Genomic DNA, 17,433 nt, shown 5'->3' with positions numbered 1-17,433 from the left:
CCATCGCATGAGCACCGAGACCCCCTTTTCCACGTCTGCCGCCACGGCCGAGTTGATGGAGCAGATCCTCTACGAGGTCAAGCGCGTGGTGGTGGGCCAGGACCGCTTTCTGGAGCGCGTGATGGTCGCCATGCTCGCGGGCGGCCACCTGCTGGTCGAAGGCGTGCCGGGTCTTGCAAAAACCCTCACCATCAAGACGCTGGCCGACACGGTGCGCGGCCAGTTCAAGCGCATTCAGTTCACGCCCGACCTGGTGCCGGCCGACCTGGTGGGCACGCGCATCTACAACCAGAAGACGGGCGAGTTCAGCACCTCGCTCGGCCCGGTGTTTGCCAACCTGCTGCTGGCCGACGAAATCAACCGTGCGCCGGCCAAGGTGCAGAGCGCGCTGCTCGAAGTCATGCAGGAGCGCCAGGTCACCATTGCCGGCGAAACGCACAGGGTGCCGCGCCCGTTCCTCGTCATGGCCACGCAAAACCCCATCGAAACCGAAGGCACCTATCCGCTGCCCGAGGCGCAGGTCGACCGCTTCATGATGAAGGTGCTGGTCGACTACCCGACCGACGAGGAAGAGTTCGTCATCGTCCAGCGTGTGATCGGCACCTTGGTCGAGGTCAATCCGGTGGCCACCACCGAGCAGCTCGCGGCCCTGCAGGCCGAGGCCCGGCGCGTGTATGTCGACCCTTCGCTCATCCAGTACGCGGTAAAGCTCGTATCGGCCACGCGTACGCCCGACAAGCACGGGCTCAAGGACATGCACCGCTTCATCACCTTTGGCGCCAGCCCGCGCGCGAGCATCAGCCTGACCGAAGGCGCGCGCGCGCTCGCCCTGTTGCGCGGCCGCAGCTACGCCCTGCCCGAAGACATGACCGCGCTGGTGCCCGACGTGCTGCGCCACCGCGTCACGCTTTCCTACGAGGGCCTGTCCGAAGGCCTCACACCCGACAGCCTGATCGAGAAGATCATGAAGGCCGTTCCCGCTCCCCCAAAACCGCTCGAACATGAAAAGCTGGTGGCGTAAGGCCCCCGAGGCCGCCAACGACGAACGGCTCAATGCACAGGCCGGCGGAGCGGAACGCGCGCTGCGCCGGCTCGAATGGACGGTCATCCGCCGCCTCGATGGTTTGCTGCAGGGCGACTACCGCACGCTGATGCGCGGCACCGGACTCGACCTGGCCGACCTGCGCGAATACCAGCATCACGACGACGTGCGCCACATCGACTGGAACGTCACTGCCCGGCTGCAGACGCCGCACGTGCGCGTATTTACCGAAGACCGCGAGATGTCCGCGTGGTTCGTGCTCGACCTGAGCCGCTCGGTCGACTTCGGCTCCGGCCTGAAGGCCAAGCGCGAGATCTCGGCCGGCTTTGTCGGCGTGCTCGCGCGCCTGCTCACGCGCCACGGCAACCGGGTCGGGGCGCTGGTCTACGGCAGCGACCTCGAAGCGGTGATTCCCCCTCGCAGCGGCCGCCGGCATGTACTGCACCTGCTGCACGCCATGGAACGCCGGGCCGACAAGGCCGAAAAAGCGCCCGCGCAAAAGGGCATGACGCGGCTGGCCGACCTGCTGAAATCGGCCGCCACGCTGATGCCGCGCCGCTCCACCGTTTTTGTGGTGTCCGACTTCTTGAGCGAGCCCGGTTGGGAGCGGCCGCTCGGTCAACTGGTGCAGCGGCATGAAGTGATTGCCGTGCGCCTGTTCGATCCGCTCGAGCTCGAACTGCCAGACCTCGGCCTGGTGCCGCTGCGCGATGCCGAGACCGGCGAGCAGCTATGGGTCGACACCCACGATGCCGGTTTTCGCAAACGCTTCGCCCGGCTGGCGGCCGAACGCGAAGCAACGCTGCGCGCCTCGCTCGCCAAGGCCGGCGTCGATGCACTCGAGCTTTCGACCAGCGACGACCTGGTGGAGGCCATCGTACGTTTTGCCGACCTGCGCAAGCGCCGCACGCGCATCGGCTCCAGCGGAGTGAAGGCGGTGGCAGCATGACATTTCTCTGGCCTCAATTCCTGTGGTTGCTGGCGGCCTTGCCGCTGCTGGTGTTGCTCTACGTCTGGCTCATCCGCCGCAAGAAGAAGCTCGCTGTGCGCTATGCCAGCCTCTCGATCGTGCGCGAGGCCATGGGCGCCGGGCAGAGCATCAGGCGGCACATTCCGCCCTTTCTCTTCCTCCTGGCCATGGCCGCCATGCTGGTGGCCGCCGCGCGGCCGATGGCCGTGGTGCTGCTGCCATCGAACCAGCAGACCATCATCCTCGCGATGGACGTGTCCGGAAGCATGCGCGCGGCCGACGTGCTGCCCAACCGGCTGGTTGCCGCGCAGGAAGCTGCCAAGAGCTTCATCAAGGACCTGCCGCGCCATGTGAAGGTGGGCATCGTCGCCTTTGCCGGCAGTGCCCAGGTGGCCCAGCTGCCCACCACCAACCACGACGATCTGGTGACCGCGATCGACAGCTTCCAGCTACAGCGCGCCACGGCCACGGGCAACGCCATCGTGGTGTCGCTTGCCACGCTCTTCCCCGACGCGGGCATCGACGTTTCGCAGTTCAGTGCGCCCAGCCGCCAGCGCGGCACGCCCATCGACCAGACCGAGAAGCAGGCGAAGGAGTTCACGCCGGTGGCGCCGGGCTCCTACACCTCGGCCGCGGTGATCATGCTCACCGACGGCCAGCGCACCACCGGCGTCGATCCGCTCGACGCGGCCAAGGCGGCGGCCGACCGCGGGGTGCGCATCTACACGGTGGGCGTGGGTACGGTCGATGGCGAAACCATCGGTTTCGAAGGCTGGTCGATGCGCGTTCGGCTCGACGAGGAAACGCTCAAGGCCGTGGCCAACAAGACCAATGCCGAGTACTTCTACGCGGGCACCGCCGCCGACCTGAAGAAGGTGTATGAAACGCTGAGCTCCAAGCTCACGGTCGAGAAGAAGGAAACCGAGATCTCGGCCCTCTTCGCGTTGGGCGCGGCCATTCTCACGCTGCTGTCGGCGGGGCTCTCGCTGCTCTGGTTCAACCGGATTCTTTAGCTCCGGCCTTGGGGGCGGCCGGCAGCCCGGCGAGCACTTCTCGCAAAATTTCTTCGGACAAGGCCTCGTCGTCCATGGCGCGGGCCAGCACCACGCCGCCGTACATCGATGCCAGGATGCGGATCGCGTCGCCGCGGGCGTTCTTCTTCGACCGCCACGGAAATTTGCTGGTGAACCGGTCGATCAGCACCTTGAAGTAGGCCGTCAGCGGCGCGCCGATGGCTTTCTCGCTGCCCGGCTGGCCCGCATGCGCGGCAAAGGCCGCCACGAGGCAGCCGCCGGCGCGGCTGTCGCGGTGCTCGCGGCTCAGGTAGCTGCGCACATAGGCGCGCATGCCTTCGGGCGTCTCGCCGGTTTCGTCGAGGTAGGCGAGCGCGGCATCTCCCGAGTGGGCAATGCACTCCGCCATCAGTGCCTCCTTCGATTCGAAGTGGTTGTAGAACGGCCCGTGCGTGAGCCCCGTGGCTTTCATGATCTCGCTCACGCTCACGCCGTCGAAGCCGCGTTCCTTGAAGAGGCGCGAGGCCTCGGCAAGGATCTTCTGGTGCTTTTCGGCGGTTTCTGCTGCGGGGTATCGCATGTGACCTCTTTCTGTTCCGGGGTACTTCAAGGCATGGCTTGACGTTAAGCATGATACCCATCATGCTTCGACACCTCAAACATGATGGTCATCATGCTTGCAGTGACCCAGACCTACAACCTACCTTTGAACGGATTCCAAATGAGCGAACAAGCAACCCTCGGCACCGCGGTCGTCACCGGCGCCTCGGCCGGCCTCGGCAAGATCTACGCAGACCGCCTGGCCCGCCGCGGCCACGACCTGCTGCTGGTGGCGCGCCGCGCCGACCTGCTGGAAGAAGTTGCCACCGCCCTGCGCGCCAAGTACGGCGTCAAGGTGCAAACGCTCGCAGCCGACCTGGCCGCCGCCGATGACCTCGAGCGCGTGGCCAAGGCCGTGGCCGCCGACCCGTCGATCACGCTGCTGATCAACAACGCCGGCCTTTCGACGCTCGCGCCCGTCGCGCTGACCACGAGCGCGCAACTCCAGAGCATGCTCGACGTGAACATCAACGCCCTCGCTCACCTGAGCCATGCCGCGTTGACCGCGTTCAAGTCGCGCAACCGCGGCACGCTGGTGAACATCGGCTCGGTGCTCGGCTTCTACACGCTGCCGATCAGCAGCATCTACAGCGGCACCAAGGCCTTTGTGGTCGCCTTCACGCGCGGGCTGCAGGAAGAAGTGGCAGGCACCGGCGTGAAGGTGCAGCTGGTGCTGCCGGCGGCCACGGCCACCGATATCTGGGAGCTTTCGGGCGTGCCGGTGTCGGCGCTGGCCGAAGGCACCGTCATGCAGGCCGAAGAATGCGTGGACGCCGCGCTGGCCGGCCTCGACCTGGGCGAGGCGATCACGCTGCCGTCGGTGAACGACGCCGCCCTGCTCACCGGCTTCACCGATGCAAGCACCAAGCTGTTCGGCGCCTCGCAGACCAGCAAGCCGGCCGCGCGCTACTTGGCAACGGTCTGATCGGCCTCGGCGGCAGCCGCCTGGTCCGGCGACTTCACCGCGCCAATACCCCCAAGAAAGAGATCGGCCACGATCGGCGCAATCGCCGCGTGGTCGAGCTTTCCATCGGGCTTCATCCAGGTGAACATCCAGTTGATCATGCCGAACAGCAGCATGGTCAGCGGCTTGGCCAAGTCGTCGCTCGGCGCGCCGGGCCGGAGTGCCGAAACGGCGCGCGCAAAGCCCGCGACCACCTCGCGCTCCTTGTCGAGCACGCGCTCGCGGTCTTCCTCTTCGAGAAAGCGCACGTCATCGGTCAGCACGCGGTGCGCGTCCTGCGCGCCGGCGTATTCCTCCACGATGCGGTAGATGAAGCGGCGCAGCCGCTCTTCATCGGTGTGCGTCGACGCTTCTTCCTCAGCCACCAGCGCCGCGAGCTTCGAGACGTGCGTCTCGGCGATGCTGATCAGCAGGCTGCTCTTGTCCTTGTAGTAGTGATAGAGCGTTGCCTTGGAAAGGTTGCAGGCTTCGGCCACCTGGTTCATCGAGGTGGCGGGATAGCCGCGGCGCGCGAATAGCTGGGCGGCCTGCGCAAGGATGAACTCGCGCTGGTCGTCGTAAGTGGCGGATCTTCCACGCGGCATCGGGTCTTCTTTCTTCCTTGATTGGCGTTGCGGGCAACCCGCGATCTTGCATGAAGCGCGCCGGCTAGCCGCGCCGGGTCGCAATGAGCGAACGCACGTCAGTGGCTGGCAGCCGCGGGCGATCGGGCTCCATCTGCCGCAGCGGCGCCACCTCGTGCAGGCTGGCAAGGCTGCGAACCGTCAGCGCCTGGTAGGTCTGCGTGCCCTCGAGCTTCCAGGCAATTTCCTCCTCGCTCAGCATCTTCTTCACCTTGGCGGGAATGCCGGCCACCAGCGAGCGCGCAGGCACCTTCATGCCGGCCGGCACAAAGGCGCAGGCCGCCACGATGGCCTGCTCGCCGATTTCCGCCTCGTCCATCACCACCGCGTTCATGCCCACGAGCGCATCGCGCCGCACGATGCAGCTGTGCAGGATGGCGCCATGGCCGATGTGGCCGTTGACCTCGACCACCGTGTCCTGGTCCGGAAAACCGTGGATGCAGCAGTGGTCCTGCACGTTCGAGCCCTCTTCCAGCACGATGCGCCCGAAGTCGCCGCGCAGGCTCGCGCACGGGCCCACATAGCAGTGGGGGCCCACGACGACATCGCCGATCAATACGGCACTGGGATGCACATAGGCCGTGGGGTCGACGACGGGTATCACGCCGTCGATGGAATAGCTGGGCATTCGGTCAGTCTCCTTTTCTCCGGGCCTCAGGGTTTGCCCTGAATCAACCCGCTTGTGCCGGAACCGAGCTCGATCCTAAAATCTACCGTCCGGTCGGTCAATAGTGTTTGCGTGCCGATTTCGCCAAAAGAAGGATGAGAGACAAGCCCATGCCAGAACCTTTAGTTCTCACCAGCAATGCCGCCGCCGTTCGCACGCTGAGCCTCAACCGCCCCGCCGCGCTCAACAGCTTCACGACGGAGATGCATGCCGAACTGATGGCCGCACTGGAGCTCGCAGCCAAGGACGACAGCGTGCGCTGCGTAGTACTCACGGGCGCCGGCCGCGCCTTCTGCGCCGGCCAAGACCTGGCCGATCCCTCGGTCGCGCCCGACCTCACTCCCGGCGCCAGCCCCAAGGACCTGGGCCACGTCATCTCCACGTACTACGCCCCACTGGTCACCCGCCTGCGTTCGATGCCGGTGCCCGTGGTCGCCGCCGTCAACGGCGTGGCCGCCGGCGCGGGCGCCAACCTTGCGCTGTGCTGCGACCTCGTCGTGGCCGCGCGCTCGGCGAGCTTCATCCAGGCTTTCACCAAGATCGGCCTTGTGCCCGACACGGGCGGCACCTGGTTGCTGCCCCGGCTCGTAGGCTCGGCTCGGGCAACTGGTATCGCGATGCTGGGCGACAAGCTCCCAGCCGAAGAAGCGGCGCGCATCGGACTGATATGGCAGTGCGTGGACGACGCGGCACTGGCCGACACAGTGGCATCGCTCGCATCGAAGCTCGCCGCAATGCCGACCCGCGCCGTGGTCGCCACCCGCCAGGCCATGGCCGCCGCGCAGGACATGAACCTGGACACGGCCCTCGCCGAAGAAGCACGCATCCAGCGCGAGTTGGGCAACGCCGCCGACTACCGCGAAGGCGTGGAAGCCTTTCGCGCCAAGCGTGCACCGGTGTTCAAGGACCGCTGAAATGACCGACACCACCCGCACCCCACAACAGACAGCCGAACACGTCCGCGACGGCATGTTCGCCAACGACAACGCCAGCAAGGGCCTGGGCATGCGCATCGTCGAAGTCGCCCCCGGCCAGGCCACCCTGCAGATGCAGGTGCGCCAAGACATGCTCAACGGCCACGCCATCTGCCACGGCGGCTTCATGGCCACCCTGGCCGATTCCACCTTTGCATTCGCCTGCAACTCGTACAACGAACTTACGGTGGCCTCGGGCTTTTCCATCGACTTCATTGCACCGGCACACGAAGGCGATGTGCTCACCGCGCGCTGCTTCGAAGTTTCGAAGGCCGGGCGCACCGGCGTGTACGACACCGAAATCACCAACCAGCGCGGCGAGCGCGTCGCCATCTTTCGCGGCCGCTCATACACCGCCAAAGGCCGCACCGCCGTTGCCGCCTGAGGAGACACACGCACCATGACCGCCAGACACCCCGCCCCCGGCGAACTCGAGCCCATCGAAACCGCGAGCCGCGACGAAATTGCCGCCCTGCAGCTCAGCCGCCTGCGCGCTACGCTGCAGCGCGCGTACGACAACGTGCCGCACTACCGCAAGGCCTTCGATGCCAAGGGCGTGCACCCGAGTGATCTGAAGTCCCTTGCCGACCTCTCGAAATTTCCGTTCACGGTAAAGAGCGACCTGCGCGACAACTATCCCTTCGGCATGTTCGCCGTGCCGCGCGCGCAAGTGGCGCGCATCCATGCCTCGTCGGGCACCACCGGCAAGCCGACCGTGGTGGGCTACACGCTCAAAGACATCGACACCTGGGCCGACCTCGTTGCGCGTTCGATCCGTGCCGCGGGCGGGCGGCCGGGCGACATGGTGCATGTGTCCTACGGCTACGGCCTCTTCACCGGCGGCCTGGGCGCCCACTACGGCGCCGAGCGTGCGGGCTGCACCGTCATTCCGATGTCCGGTGGGCAAACCGAAAAGCAGGTGCAGCTGATCCAGGACTTCAAGCCCGACATCATCATGGTCACGCCCAGCTACATGCAGGTGATCATCGAGCAGTTCGAGCGCCAGGGCCTCGATGCAAAGAACAGCTCGCTCAAGATCGGCATCTTCGGCGCCGAGCCCTGGACCGAGGCCATGCGCCGCGACATCGAGGGCAAGGCCGGCCTGGACGCAGTCGATATCTACGGCCTTTCCGAAGTGATGGGCCCCGGCGTGGCCAGCGAATGCGTCGAAAGCAAGGACGGCCCCGTCATCTGGGAAGACCACTTCTACCCCGAGATCATCGATCCCGACACCGGCGAGCTCAAGGCCGACGGCGAGGAAGGCGAACTGGTCTTCACCTCGCTCAGCAAGGAGGCCATGCCCATCGTGCGCTACCGCACGCGCGACCTCACGCGGCTGCTGCCGCCCACCTCGCGATCGTTCCGCCGCATGGGCAAGATCGTCGGGCGCAGCGACGACATGATGATCATCCGCGGCGTGAACGTGTTTCCCACGCAGGTGGAAGAAGTCGTGCTCGCGCACGAGCGCCTCTCGGGCCTTTACCAGGTGCACGTGCGCCGCGAAGGCCTGCTCGACGAAGTCGAGGTGCATTGCGAGCTCGACCACCGCAACGGCGCCGTCGACGAAGCCGAACGCAAGGCCATCGCCGGCTGGGTGCAGGACCGCGTGAAGACGCTGGTCGGCATTTCGACCACGGTGCGCGTGTTCGACCCCGATTCCATCGAACGCACGCAGACCGGCAAGGCCCGCCGCGTGATCGACACACGGCCGCGCTGAACGCGCACCGTTTCCATTCTCTTTGCAGACAAAGGACACGCACATGTACACCCAGGCAATGGACACCATGGGCAAGGACGCAGGCGACGACGGCAAGAAAAAGGCCGTGCGCTCCGCCGACGAAATGCGGCTCGAAGAACGCTTCGATGAGCGCATCGACGCCGGTGAATTCATCGAGGCGAAAGACTGGATGCCCGAGCACTACCGCAAGACGCTGGTGCGCCAGATCAGCCAGCATGCCCATTCCGAGATCGTCGGCATGCTGCCCGAAGGCAACTGGATCGGCCGCGCACCTACTCTCAAGCGCAAGGCCATCCTGCTGGCCAAGGTGCAGGACGAAGGCGGCCACGGCCTCTACCTGTACGCCGCCGCCGAAACGCTGGGCACCTCGCGCGACCAGATGTTCGACGCGCTGCACAGCGGCAAGGCCAAGTACAGCTCGATCTTCAACTACCCCACGCTCACCTGGGCCGACATGGGCACCATCGGCTGGCTGGTCGATGGCGCGGCCATCATGAACCAGGTGCCGATCTGCCGCTGCTCGTATGCGCCGTATGCGCGCGCCATGGTGCGCATCTGCCGCGAGGAGAGCTTTCACCAGCGCCAGGGCTACGAAGCCCTGCTGACCATGATGACGCGCGGCACCGATGCGCAGAAGGCGATGGTGCAGGACGCGGTCAACCGCTGGTGGTGGCCGTCGATCATGATGTTCGGACCGCCGGACGACCAGTCGCCCAACTCCGCGCAGTCGATGCGCTGGGGCATCAAGCGCTTCAGCAACGACGAACTCCGCCAGAAGTTCGTCGACGCCACCGTGGAGCAGGCGCGCATCCTCGGCGTGACCCTGCCCGACCCCGACCTGAAGTGGAACGAAGAGCGCCAGGCGCACGACTTCGGCACCATCGACTGGAGCGAGTTCTGGCGCGTAGTGGGCGGCGACGGGCCCTGCAACCGGGAGCGCCTGCAGGCCCGCGTCGACGCCTGGGATGAAGGCGCATGGGTGCGCGAAGCCGCCATGGCCCACGCCAACAAGCAACCGATGAAGGAGGCCGCATGAGCGCCGAACAGAAACAAGAGTGGCCCCTGTGGGAAGTGTTCGTGCGCAGCAAGGCCGGGCTCGACCACAAGCATTGCGGCAGCCTGCACGCAGCGGATTCGAAGATGGCGATCCAGCTGGCGCGCGACGTTTACACGCGCCGGCAGGAAGGCAGCAGCATCTGGGTGGTGCGCTCGGACCAGATCGTGGCGAGCGACCCGGGGGACAAGGACATGTTCTTCGATCCGGCGGAGGACAAGGTGTATCGGCACCCGACCTTCTATGCGCTGCCCAAGTCCGTGGACCACATGTAGGCGGCCGGCATGCAAGCATCCATAGAACTGAACCGCACCCCCACGGTGCAATACCTGCTGCGCATCGGCGACACCTGCCTGGTGCTCGCGCAGCGCCTGGGCGAATGGTGCGGCCATGCACCCGTGCTGGAAGAAGACATCGCCATGGCCAACATCGCGCTCGACCTGGTCGGTCAGGCGCGCGCACTGCTTACCCATGCCGGCAAGCTCGAAGGCGAAGGACGCGAGCATGACGAAGACCAGCTCGCCTACCTGCGCGACGAGCGCGACTACTTCAACCTCACCCTGGTCGAGCTGCCGCGCGGAGACTTCGCCTTTGCCGTGGTGCGCAACACCATGGTCGCCACGCTGCTCAAGCTGCTGTGGCAACGCCTTGCCGCTTCGAGCGATGCCGAGGTGGCCGCCATTGCCGGCAAGGCCGTGAAGGAGGCGCGCTATCACCAGCAGCATTCGGGCGATTGGGTCGTCCGGCTCGGCGACGGCACCGAGGAATCGCGCCGCCGCACCGAGCGAGCCTTGAAACAGCTCTGGCTCTACATGCCCGAACTGTTCGAAAGCGATGCGGTCGATGAAGCAGCCAGCGCGAGTGGACTTGGCCCGGCGTGGAGCGAGCTGCGCGAACCATGGCTTGCCGAGGTGCAGCAGGTGCTCGATGCCGCCGGCCTCCCGATGCCGCAGGAAGCCGCCTTCCGCAGCACCGGCAAGCACGGCGAGCACAGCGAGCACATGGGCTACATCCTCGCCGAGATGCAGCACCTGCAGCGCTCCTACCCGGGAGGCGTGTGGTGAACGCCGTGGCATCGCGCGTCGATGCGGCGTGGACCGTGCTCCATACGGTGCTCGACCCCGAGGTGCCGGCCGTGTCCGTCTGCGACCTCGGCATCGTTCGCGAGGTGATCGAGCATGACGACGGTCTGGAGATCGTGCTCACGCCCACCTACTCCGGCTGCCCCGCCACCGAAGCCATCGAGCATGACGTGCTCGCCGCCATCGAGCAGGCAGGCCTCGGCCACGCACGCGCCACGCTGCGCCGTGCACCCGCCTGGAGCAGCGACTGGATCAGCGACGAAGGCCGCGCCAAGCTCAAGGCCTACGGCATCGCGCCGCCGGCGCATCTCACGCCAGAGGCGGCAGCCAATACCGCAATGCCCATCCGCCTCTTCGGCCGCATGGCCGGCGGCGAGCGCATCGCCTGCCCCCGCTGCGCGAGCGAACGCACCGAACGCCTTTCCGCCTTCGGCTCCACCGCATGCAAGGCGCTCTACCGCTGCATGGCCTGCCGCGAGCCCTTCGAACATTTCAAGCCGATCTGACAAAGCGATGAGCACCCTCTTCCACCCGCTGCGCGTGAAGGCGATCGAGCCCGACACGGCCGAGGCCGTCATCGTGTCGTTCGAAGTACCGGCCGATCTGCGGGAAACCTTCGGCTTTACCCAGGGCCAGTACCTCACGCTGCGCCGCGACATCGACGGACAGGACCTGCGCCGTTCGTATTCGATCTGCGCCGGCCTCGACGACGGCGAGCTGCGCGTCGGCGTGCGCAAGGTGCGCGGCGGCGTTTTCTCAAACTGGATCAACGCGCACCTGCAGCCCGGTGACACCGTGCAGGTGATGGCGCCGCAGGGCCGCTTCTTCGTACCCATCGAACCCGGCGCCGCCCGCCATCATGTCGGCATTGCGGGCGGCAGCGGCATCACGCCGATTCTCTCGATCATGAAGACCGTGCTGGCGCGCGAACCCCATAGCCGCTTCACGCTGATCTACGGCAACCGGCAGCTGCAATCCACGATGTTCAAGGAAGAAATCGAGGACCTGAAGAACCGCTACATGACCCGGCTGGTGCTGCAGCATGTGTTCTCCGACGAGCATACCGATTCGCCGCTGGGCCACGGCGTGATGAACCGCGAAAAGATCGGTGAGTTTCTTCAGACGGTGGTTCCCGCCAGGAGCATCGACCACGTCTACGTTTGCGGCCCGTTCCAGATGAACGACGAGGCCGAGGCCGCCCTGCTTGCCGCGGGCGTTCCCGAGGAGCGCATCCACATCGAGCGCTTTGGCGTTGCGCTGCCCTCCGCCACCTCGGCGGGCCAGGTGGGCGCAGTGGTGCACGAGGCCTTGCCGGGCGATGCCAAGCAGGCGCGCATCACCATCGTGCGCGACGGCCTTCAGCGCGAAATCGCCTTTACCGAAGGCCAGCCGAGCATTCTCGATGCGGCCTCGGCGGCGGGGCTCGAAGTGCCCTTCTCATGCACCTCCGGCGTGTGCGGAACATGCCGTGCCAAGCTGGTGGAGGGGGAAGTCCGCATGGAAAGAAACTTTGCGCTCGACAAGAATGAAGTGGCCGCAGGATTCGTGCTGACCTGCCAGGCGCACCCCCTCACCGAACGCGTCACCCTGTCGTTCGACGAGCGCTGACACACAACGATTTTTCAACCCGGAGACAAACCAAAATGAAATTCTTCAAGCCCCTGGCGATTGCCGCGCTGTGCGCCACTGCCGCCCTGGCATGGGCCGATGTGAACGTCGGCGTGACGCTTTCGGCCACCGGCCCGGCCGCCTCGCTCGGCATTCCCGAGAAGAACACCATCGCGCTGATGCCCAAGACCATCGGCGGCCAGAAGATCAACTACATCGTGCTGGACGACGCATCCGACACTACGGCGGCCGTGGCCAATACGCGCAAGCTCATTGCCGATAACAAGGTCGACATCGTGCTGGGCTCCACCACCACGCCCAACTCGCTTGCCATGATCGACGTGGCCAGCGAAGCCAAGACACCGATGATTTCCATCGCAGCCTCGGCCCGCATCGTCGAGCCGATGGATGCGAAGAAGCAATGGGTCTTCAAGACGCCGCAGAACGACATCATGATGTCGCTGGCCATTGCGGAGCACATGGCGGCCAACGGCGTGAAGACCGTGGCCTTCATCGGTTTTTCCGACGCGTACGGCGAAGGCTGGTCGCAGGAATTCGCCAAGGCGGCGGAGCTGAAGAAGCTCAAGATCGTGGCCAACGAGCGCTATGCGCGCACCGACACCTCCGTGACCGGACAGGCCTTGAAGATCATGTCGGCCAAGGCCGATGCGGTGCTGGTGGCGGGCTCGGGCACGCCGGCGGCGCTGCCGCAGAAAACGCTCAAGGAGCGCGGCTACACCGGCAAGATGTACCAGACCCACGGCGTGGCCAACGCCGACTTCCTGCGCGTCGGCGGCAAGGACGCGGAAGGCACCTTCCTGCCCGCCGGTCCCGTGCTGGTGGCCGAGCAGCTGCCGGCCAGCCATCCGGTAAAGAAATCGGCCATGGCCTACGTGACCGCCTACGAAGGCGCGAACGGCAAGAACACCGTGTCGACCTTCGGCGCGCACGCATGGGACGCGGGCCTGCTGATGACGTCGGCCGTTCCCGTTGCCCTGAAAAAGGCGCAGCCCGGCACGCCCGAATTCCGCGCTGCGCTGCGCGACGCGCTCGAGCAGGTAAAGGACGTGGCCGGCGCGCACGGCGTGTTCAACATGACCGCCAACGACCACCTGGGGCTGGACCAGCGTGCCCGCGTCATGGTCAAGATCGAAAACGGCGCCTGGAAATACCAGCCCTGACCTGGTCTTGCTCCCTCCCCCTCTGGGGGAGGGCTGGGGTGGGGGCTCGACGGCATCGACGTTCGTGCAGCCGTGAACACGGGGGCTGCCCCCATCCCAACCTTCCCCAAAGGGGGAAGGAGCAATGCAGGCACTGATTCGATACAAGGGCTGAGCCCAAAGGTTTTCTATGGATCTGCAGATCGCCCTTTTGCTGGGGCAGGACGGCATCGTGAATGGTGCCGTCTACGGATTGATAGCGCTTGCTCTTGTGCTGGTGTTCTCGGTCACGCGCGTCATCTTCATTCCCCAGGGCGAGTTCGTCGCCTTCGGGGCGCTCTCGATGGCAATGCTGCAAACGGGCCGTGTGCCGGCCACGCTGTGGCTGCTGATTGCGCTCGCGGCCATGGTGCTGGTGGTCGAGTTGTGGCGCTGGAAGCGCGGCGCGGTCGTCGACTGGGCCTCCGCAGTTGCGTGGTGCGTCGTGCTGCCACTGGCCGCCGCCGCGCTGGTACTGCTGCTCAAGCCCACATCGATGGCGGCTCAAGCCCTCACCACACTGGTGCTGATCGCACCGCTTGGGCCGCTGCTGTACCGCCTGGCCTACCGGCCTTTGGCCGATGCCAGCGTGCTGATGCTGCTGATCGTCTCGGTCGCGCTGCACGGCGTGCTGGTGGGGCTGGGCCTGCTGTTCTTCGGCGCAGAGGGCTACCGCACCGCGGCGTTCTCTGAAGAGCGCTTCGACGTGGGCGGGATCCCGGTAAGCGGCCAATCGTTGGTGGTGGTGGGCGTCACGCTGCTGCTGGTGATTGCGATGTTCCTTTTCTTCGGCCGCTCGATGATCGGCAAGGCGCTGCGCGCCACGGCCATCAACCGTGTGGGCGCTCGCCTGTCGGGCATCCCGACGGAGCTTTCGGGCGACTTGAGCTTTGCGCTCGCGGCGCTCATCGGTGCCATCTCGGGCCTGCTGATTGCGCCGCTCACCACGGTGTATTACGACACCGGCTTCCTCATCGGCCTCAAGGGCTTTGTCGCCGCGATCGTCGGTGGGCTCGCAAGCTATCCGCTGGCGCTGGCGGGCGCGCTGCTGGTCGGCCAGCTCGAAGCCTTCGCTTCGTTCTGGGCCAGCCCGTTCAAGGAAGTGCTGGTCTTCACGCTGATCATCCCGGTGCTGTGGTGGCGGTCGCTGCACAGCCATCATGTGGAGGACGAGGAATGAACGACACCTCCGCCAACAACACCGCCGGCGCCGCGCCGGCATCCACCGGCCGCGCGCTGGTCACGCCAAGGCAGCTCACGCTCGGCCTTGTCGTGCTGCTTGCAGCGGCCTGGGGCTTCCTTCCGGAGTTCACGGTCTCGGTGCTCAGCAACATCGGGCTCTATGCGCTGGTCGCGGTCGGGCTGGTCATGCTGACCGGCGTGGGCGGCATGACGTCATTCGGTCAGGCCGCATTCGTGGGCGTGGGCTCGTACGCGACTGCGTGGATCTGCACCTCGCCTGGCGCGGCGGCCTGGATGGGCGGCATTGTCGGCCCCGCCCTGCTGCCATGGGCCGGGCTGCTGCTGGGCCTGCTGCTGACATTCGCCCTGGCATGGGCGCTCGGCGCGGTCACGCTCAAGCTGCAGGGGCACTACCTGCCGCTGTGCACCATTGCCTGGGGCCTGAGCCTTTACTACCTGTTCGGCAACATGGATTTTCTTGGCGGGCAAACAGGCATCACCGGCGTGCCGCCGCTGGTGATTGCCGGCTTCTCGCTGGCCACGCCGCGCGCGCTTGGCGTGGTGATCTGGGCCGTGCTGCTGCTGGCGCTCTGGGCCATGCACAACCTGCTCGATTCGCGCGAAGGCCGCGCCATCCGCGCGCTCAAGGGCGGGCGGCTCATGGCCGAGTCCATGGGTGTGGACACCGCCCGCCACCGCGTGAAGCTCTTCGTGCTTGCGGCCCTGCTGGCGGCCGTATCGGGCTGGCTCTATGCGCACCTGCAGCGCTTTGTGAACCCCACCCCCTTCAACCTGAACATCGGCATCGAGCTGCTGTTCATGGCGGTGGTCGGCGGCGCGGGGCACCTGTGGGGTGCGGTGCTGGGCGCCGCGCTCATCACCCTGCTCAAGGAAAAGCTGCAGGACGTGCTGCCCTCCCTGCTCGGCAGCAGCGGCAACTTCGAGGTGATCGTTTTCGGCCTGCTCATGCTCTTTGTGCTGCAGCGCTTTGCGGACGGCCTGTGGCCAACGCTGGCGCGCATTGCTAGGCGCTGGGTGCGCCCGCATGCGGGTGCTGAAACCAAGGCTTCGCAGCCTTCCGAGCCCGCGATGCAACTGGCGCAGCGCAACCTGCCCGCCAAGGGCGAGGTCATGCTGCAGGCCGTCAACGTCAGCAAGCGCTTCGGTGGCCTCGTCGCCAACAACGACATCTCGATGACGCTGAAGGCCGGTGAGATCCATGCGCTGATCGGGCCGAACGGTGCGGGCAAGAGCACCTTCTTCAACATGATCTCGGGCGTGGACGATCCGAGCTCCGGCGAGGTGCGCCTTGCCGGCCAGCCGATGGCGGACAGGCCTTCGCGCGTGTTCGCGGCGCTCGGCCTGGGGCGCACCTTCCAGCATGTGCGCCTGCTCGGGCAGCGCAGCGTGGTCGAGAACGTGGCACTGGGTGCGCACCTGCGTGCCCGCCGCGGCTGGCTTGCCGCCATGCTTCGGCTGGACCGCGCGGAAGAGGCCGCGCTGATGGCTGAAGCCCGCCGGCAAATCGAGCGCTGCGGCCTTGGCGCGCATGCCGATACGCCGGCCGCATCGCTCTCGCTCGGCCAGCAGCGCGTGGTCGAAATTGCGCGTGCGCTGGCCGGCCAGCCCTCGGTGCTGCTGCTCGACGAGCCCGCCGCGGGCCTGCGCCACCTGGAGAAGCGCGCGCTTTCCGTGCTGCTGAGCCAGCTGCGCGCCGAAGGCCTCGGCATTCTCGTGGTCGAACACGACATGGAATTTGTGATGAATCTTGCCGACCGCATCACCGTGCTCGAATTCGGCACCGTCATCGCTACCGGCACGCCGGCCGAGGTGCAAGCCAATCCGCGCGTGCTCGAGGCCTACCTGGGCGGCGCCGACGACGAGTTGCTGGAGGACGCACGATGAGCCATCCACTCCTTCAACTCGACGGCTTCTGCGTTGCCTACCGTACCGTGGAGGCGGTGCACAGCGTGCGCCTGCATGTGAACGAAGGCGAGATCGTCACCGTGATCGGGCCCAACGGCGCGGGCAAGACCACCCTGCTGTGTGCGGCCATGGGGCTGCTTCCTTCCACCGGAAGCCTCTCGCTGCATGGCGAACGCATCGCGCGCCCCGGTGTCGAGACCATGGTGGCGCGCGGCGTGGCGCTGGTGCCCGAGCGGCGCGAACTGTTCGGCGACATGTCGGTCGAAGACAACCTGCTGCTCGGCGGCTTCTACCAGTGGCGCAAGGGCAAGCGCGACCAGCGCGCACGCATGGAGGAAGTGTTCGAGATCTTTCCGCGCCTGCGCGAGCGCAAGCCGCAGCTGGCGTCCACGCTCTCGGGCGGCGAGCGGCAGATGCTGGCCATCGGCCGCGCGCTGATGGCGCGGCCACGGCTGCTGATGCTCGACGAACCCTCGCTGGGACTGGCTCCGCTGGTGGTGCGCGAAGTGCTTCGCGTGGTGTCGCAATTGCGAAGCCACGGAGTTTCGGTGCTGCTGGTGGAACAGAACGCGCGCGCTGCGCTGCAAGTGGCCGACCGGGCCTATGTGCTGGAGATGGGCGCCATCGCACTCGAAGGCGCCGCCGGCGACCTGCTGCACGACCAGCGAATCATCGATACCTATTTGGGCATCGGCAACAAACACTGACCCCGACTTTTTCTCCCACCCCTCCCGGGGGAGGGTCGGGGTGGGGGCACGCCGGCATTTGATAAAGCACTGCGCCGAACCAAC

General features: G+C 66.3%; 19 protein-coding genes. 16 read left to right on the top strand and 3 right to left on the bottom strand.

Annotation, left to right across the window (positions count from 1 at the left end; genetic code table 11):
- The first annotated feature begins 7 nt into the window (after positions 1 to 7).
- From QHG62_RS03345 to QHG62_RS03335, 3 genes are read left to right on the top strand one after another with little or no spacing between them, the layout of a single operon-like run.
- The gene (locus QHG62_RS03345) at positions 8 to 1,021 is read left to right on the top strand and encodes an AAA family ATPase (protein ID WP_281149419.1); all 1,014 of its coding nucleotides are present in this window, start codon (positions 8 to 10) and stop codon (positions 1,019 to 1,021) included.
- Positions 1,002 to 1,991 (top strand): DUF58 domain-containing protein, encoded by a 990-nt coding sequence (locus QHG62_RS03340; RefSeq protein ID WP_281149418.1) that lies wholly within the window; start codon positions 1,002 to 1,004, stop codon positions 1,989 to 1,991. Before QHG62_RS03345 ends, QHG62_RS03340 begins: the two co-directional genes overlap by 20 nt.
- Positions 1,988 to 3,025: a VWA domain-containing protein gene (locus tag QHG62_RS03335; protein ID WP_281149417.1), complete on the top strand. Its 1,038-nt coding sequence runs from the start codon at positions 1,988 to 1,990 to the stop codon at positions 3,023 to 3,025. The genes QHG62_RS03340 and QHG62_RS03335 overlap by 4 nt, the downstream gene beginning before the upstream one ends.
- Here QHG62_RS03335 and QHG62_RS03330 read toward each other — a convergent pair.
- Complete coding sequence (locus QHG62_RS03330) at positions 3,009 to 3,605, bottom strand: TetR/AcrR family transcriptional regulator (RefSeq protein ID WP_281149416.1); 597 nt, start codon at positions 3,603 to 3,605, stop codon at positions 3,009 to 3,011. The genes QHG62_RS03335 and QHG62_RS03330 overlap by 17 nt on opposite strands.
- A gap of 141 nt (positions 3,606 to 3,746) precedes the next feature.
- Here QHG62_RS03330 and QHG62_RS03325 point away from each other — a divergent pair, with 141 nt between their 5' ends.
- A complete protein-coding gene (locus QHG62_RS03325; protein WP_281149415.1) occupies positions 3,747 to 4,550 on the top strand; it encodes an SDR family NAD(P)-dependent oxidoreductase in 804 nt (267 codons plus the stop codon).
- Here QHG62_RS03325 and QHG62_RS03320 read toward each other — a convergent pair.
- Positions 4,532 to 5,173 (bottom strand): TetR/AcrR family transcriptional regulator, encoded by a 642-nt coding sequence (locus QHG62_RS03320; RefSeq protein ID WP_281149414.1) that lies wholly within the window; start codon positions 5,171 to 5,173, stop codon positions 4,532 to 4,534. The two genes, QHG62_RS03325 and QHG62_RS03320, sit on opposite strands and share 19 nt — an antisense overlap.
- Positions 5,174 to 5,237: 64 nt before the next feature.
- A complete protein-coding gene (locus QHG62_RS03315; protein WP_281149413.1) occupies positions 5,238 to 5,840 on the bottom strand; it encodes a phenylacetic acid degradation protein PaaY in 603 nt (200 codons plus the stop codon).
- Positions 5,841 to 5,989: 149 nt separating this feature from the next.
- On the opposite strand from QHG62_RS03315, the gene QHG62_RS03310 reads away from it, so the two are divergent.
- From QHG62_RS03310 to QHG62_RS03255, 12 genes are all read left to right on the top strand, one after another.
- Positions 5,990 to 6,793, top strand: coding sequence for an enoyl-CoA hydratase-related protein (locus QHG62_RS03310; RefSeq protein WP_281149412.1), 804 nt, complete (start codon positions 5,990 to 5,992; stop codon positions 6,791 to 6,793).
- Position 6,794: 1 nt separating this feature from the next.
- Entirely contained in the window at positions 6,795 to 7,238 is a 444-nt protein-coding gene (gene paaI, locus QHG62_RS03305; protein WP_281149411.1) for a hydroxyphenylacetyl-CoA thioesterase PaaI, read from the top strand.
- 15 nt (positions 7,239 to 7,253) lie between these two features.
- On the top strand, positions 7,254 to 8,570 hold the full coding sequence (paaK, locus tag QHG62_RS03300) for a phenylacetate--CoA ligase PaaK (RefSeq protein ID WP_281149409.1): 1,317 nt from the start codon (positions 7,254 to 7,256) through the stop codon (positions 8,568 to 8,570).
- A 43-nt stretch (positions 8,571 to 8,613) separates the two neighbouring features.
- The gene (gene paaA, locus QHG62_RS03295) at positions 8,614 to 9,627 is read left to right on the top strand and encodes a 1,2-phenylacetyl-CoA epoxidase subunit PaaA (RefSeq protein WP_281149408.1); all 1,014 of its coding nucleotides are present in this window, start codon (positions 8,614 to 8,616) and stop codon (positions 9,625 to 9,627) included.
- A complete protein-coding gene (paaB, locus tag QHG62_RS03290; RefSeq protein ID WP_281149407.1) occupies positions 9,624 to 9,920 on the top strand; it encodes a 1,2-phenylacetyl-CoA epoxidase subunit PaaB in 297 nt (98 codons plus the stop codon). The genes paaA and paaB overlap by 4 nt, the downstream gene beginning before the upstream one ends.
- Positions 9,921 to 9,929: 9 nt before the next feature.
- Entirely contained in the window at positions 9,930 to 10,709 is a 780-nt protein-coding gene (gene paaC, locus QHG62_RS03285; RefSeq protein WP_281149406.1) for a 1,2-phenylacetyl-CoA epoxidase subunit PaaC, read from the top strand.
- The gene (gene paaD, locus QHG62_RS03280; RefSeq protein WP_432445577.1) at positions 10,706 to 11,233 is read left to right on the top strand and encodes a 1,2-phenylacetyl-CoA epoxidase subunit PaaD; all 528 of its coding nucleotides are present in this window, start codon (positions 10,706 to 10,708) and stop codon (positions 11,231 to 11,233) included. The genes paaC and paaD overlap by 4 nt, the downstream gene beginning before the upstream one ends.
- Before the next feature lie 7 nt (positions 11,234 to 11,240).
- Complete coding sequence (gene paaE / locus QHG62_RS03275) at positions 11,241 to 12,335, top strand: 1,2-phenylacetyl-CoA epoxidase subunit PaaE (protein ID WP_281149404.1); 1,095 nt, start codon at positions 11,241 to 11,243, stop codon at positions 12,333 to 12,335.
- A 35-nt stretch (positions 12,336 to 12,370) separates the two neighbouring features.
- Positions 12,371 to 13,516, top strand: a complete 1,146-nt coding sequence (locus QHG62_RS03270; protein ID WP_281149403.1) for an ABC transporter substrate-binding protein — start codon at positions 12,371 to 12,373, stop codon at positions 13,514 to 13,516.
- 169 nt (positions 13,517 to 13,685) lie between these two features.
- Entirely contained in the window at positions 13,686 to 14,714 is a 1,029-nt protein-coding gene (locus QHG62_RS03265) for a branched-chain amino acid ABC transporter permease (protein ID WP_281149401.1), read from the top strand.
- Positions 14,711 to 16,621, top strand: coding sequence for a branched-chain amino acid ABC transporter ATP-binding protein/permease (locus QHG62_RS03260; RefSeq protein WP_281149399.1), 1,911 nt, complete (start codon positions 14,711 to 14,713; stop codon positions 16,619 to 16,621). Before QHG62_RS03265 ends, QHG62_RS03260 begins: the two co-directional genes overlap by 4 nt.
- The gene (locus QHG62_RS03255; protein WP_281149398.1) at positions 16,618 to 17,349 is read left to right on the top strand and encodes an ABC transporter ATP-binding protein; all 732 of its coding nucleotides are present in this window, start codon (positions 16,618 to 16,620) and stop codon (positions 17,347 to 17,349) included. The genes QHG62_RS03260 and QHG62_RS03255 overlap by 4 nt, the downstream gene beginning before the upstream one ends.
- The last annotated feature ends 84 nt before the right edge of the window (positions 17,350 to 17,433 follow it).

The sequence above is a fragment of the Variovorax paradoxus genome (assembly GCF_029919115.1).
Lineage (GTDB): Bacteria > Pseudomonadota > Gammaproteobacteria > Burkholderiales > Burkholderiaceae_C > Variovorax > Variovorax paradoxus_O.
The sequence above is the reverse complement of the archived record's forward strand: the minus strand, read 5'-3'. Positions and strand labels throughout refer to the sequence as shown.

Coding starts and splice junctions, on each gene's coding strand:
- QHG62_RS03345 (WP_281149419.1), top strand. CDS start 8: ATGAGCACCGAGACCCCCTTTTCCACGTCTGCCGCCACGGCCGAGTTG.
- QHG62_RS03340 (WP_281149418.1), top strand. CDS start 1,002: ATGAAAAGCTGGTGGCGTAAGGCCCCCGAGGCCGCCAACGACGAACGG.
- QHG62_RS03335 (WP_281149417.1), top strand. CDS start 1,988: ATGACATTTCTCTGGCCTCAATTCCTGTGGTTGCTGGCGGCCTTGCCG.
- QHG62_RS03330 (WP_281149416.1), bottom strand. CDS start 3,605: ATGCGATACCCCGCAGCAGAAACCGCCGAAAAGCACCAGAAGATCCTT.
- QHG62_RS03325 (WP_281149415.1), top strand. CDS start 3,747: ATGAGCGAACAAGCAACCCTCGGCACCGCGGTCGTCACCGGCGCCTCG.
- QHG62_RS03320 (WP_281149414.1), bottom strand. CDS start 5,173: ATGCCGCGTGGAAGATCCGCCACTTACGACGACCAGCGCGAGTTCATC.
- QHG62_RS03315 (WP_281149413.1), bottom strand. CDS start 5,840: ATGCCCAGCTATTCCATCGACGGCGTGATACCCGTCGTCGACCCCACG.
- QHG62_RS03310 (WP_281149412.1), top strand. CDS start 5,990: ATGCCAGAACCTTTAGTTCTCACCAGCAATGCCGCCGCCGTTCGCACG.
- paaI (WP_281149411.1), top strand. CDS start 6,795: ATGACCGACACCACCCGCACCCCACAACAGACAGCCGAACACGTCCGC.
- paaK (WP_281149409.1), top strand. CDS start 7,254: ATGACCGCCAGACACCCCGCCCCCGGCGAACTCGAGCCCATCGAAACC.
- paaA (WP_281149408.1), top strand. CDS start 8,614: ATGTACACCCAGGCAATGGACACCATGGGCAAGGACGCAGGCGACGAC.
- paaB (WP_281149407.1), top strand. CDS start 9,624: ATGAGCGCCGAACAGAAACAAGAGTGGCCCCTGTGGGAAGTGTTCGTG.
- paaC (WP_281149406.1), top strand. CDS start 9,930: ATGCAAGCATCCATAGAACTGAACCGCACCCCCACGGTGCAATACCTG.
- paaE (WP_281149404.1), top strand. CDS start 11,241: ATGAGCACCCTCTTCCACCCGCTGCGCGTGAAGGCGATCGAGCCCGAC.
- QHG62_RS03270 (WP_281149403.1), top strand. CDS start 12,371: ATGAAATTCTTCAAGCCCCTGGCGATTGCCGCGCTGTGCGCCACTGCC.
- QHG62_RS03265 (WP_281149401.1), top strand. CDS start 13,686: ATGGATCTGCAGATCGCCCTTTTGCTGGGGCAGGACGGCATCGTGAAT.
- QHG62_RS03260 (WP_281149399.1), top strand. CDS start 14,711: ATGAACGACACCTCCGCCAACAACACCGCCGGCGCCGCGCCGGCATCC.
- QHG62_RS03255 (WP_281149398.1), top strand. CDS start 16,618: ATGAGCCATCCACTCCTTCAACTCGACGGCTTCTGCGTTGCCTACCGT.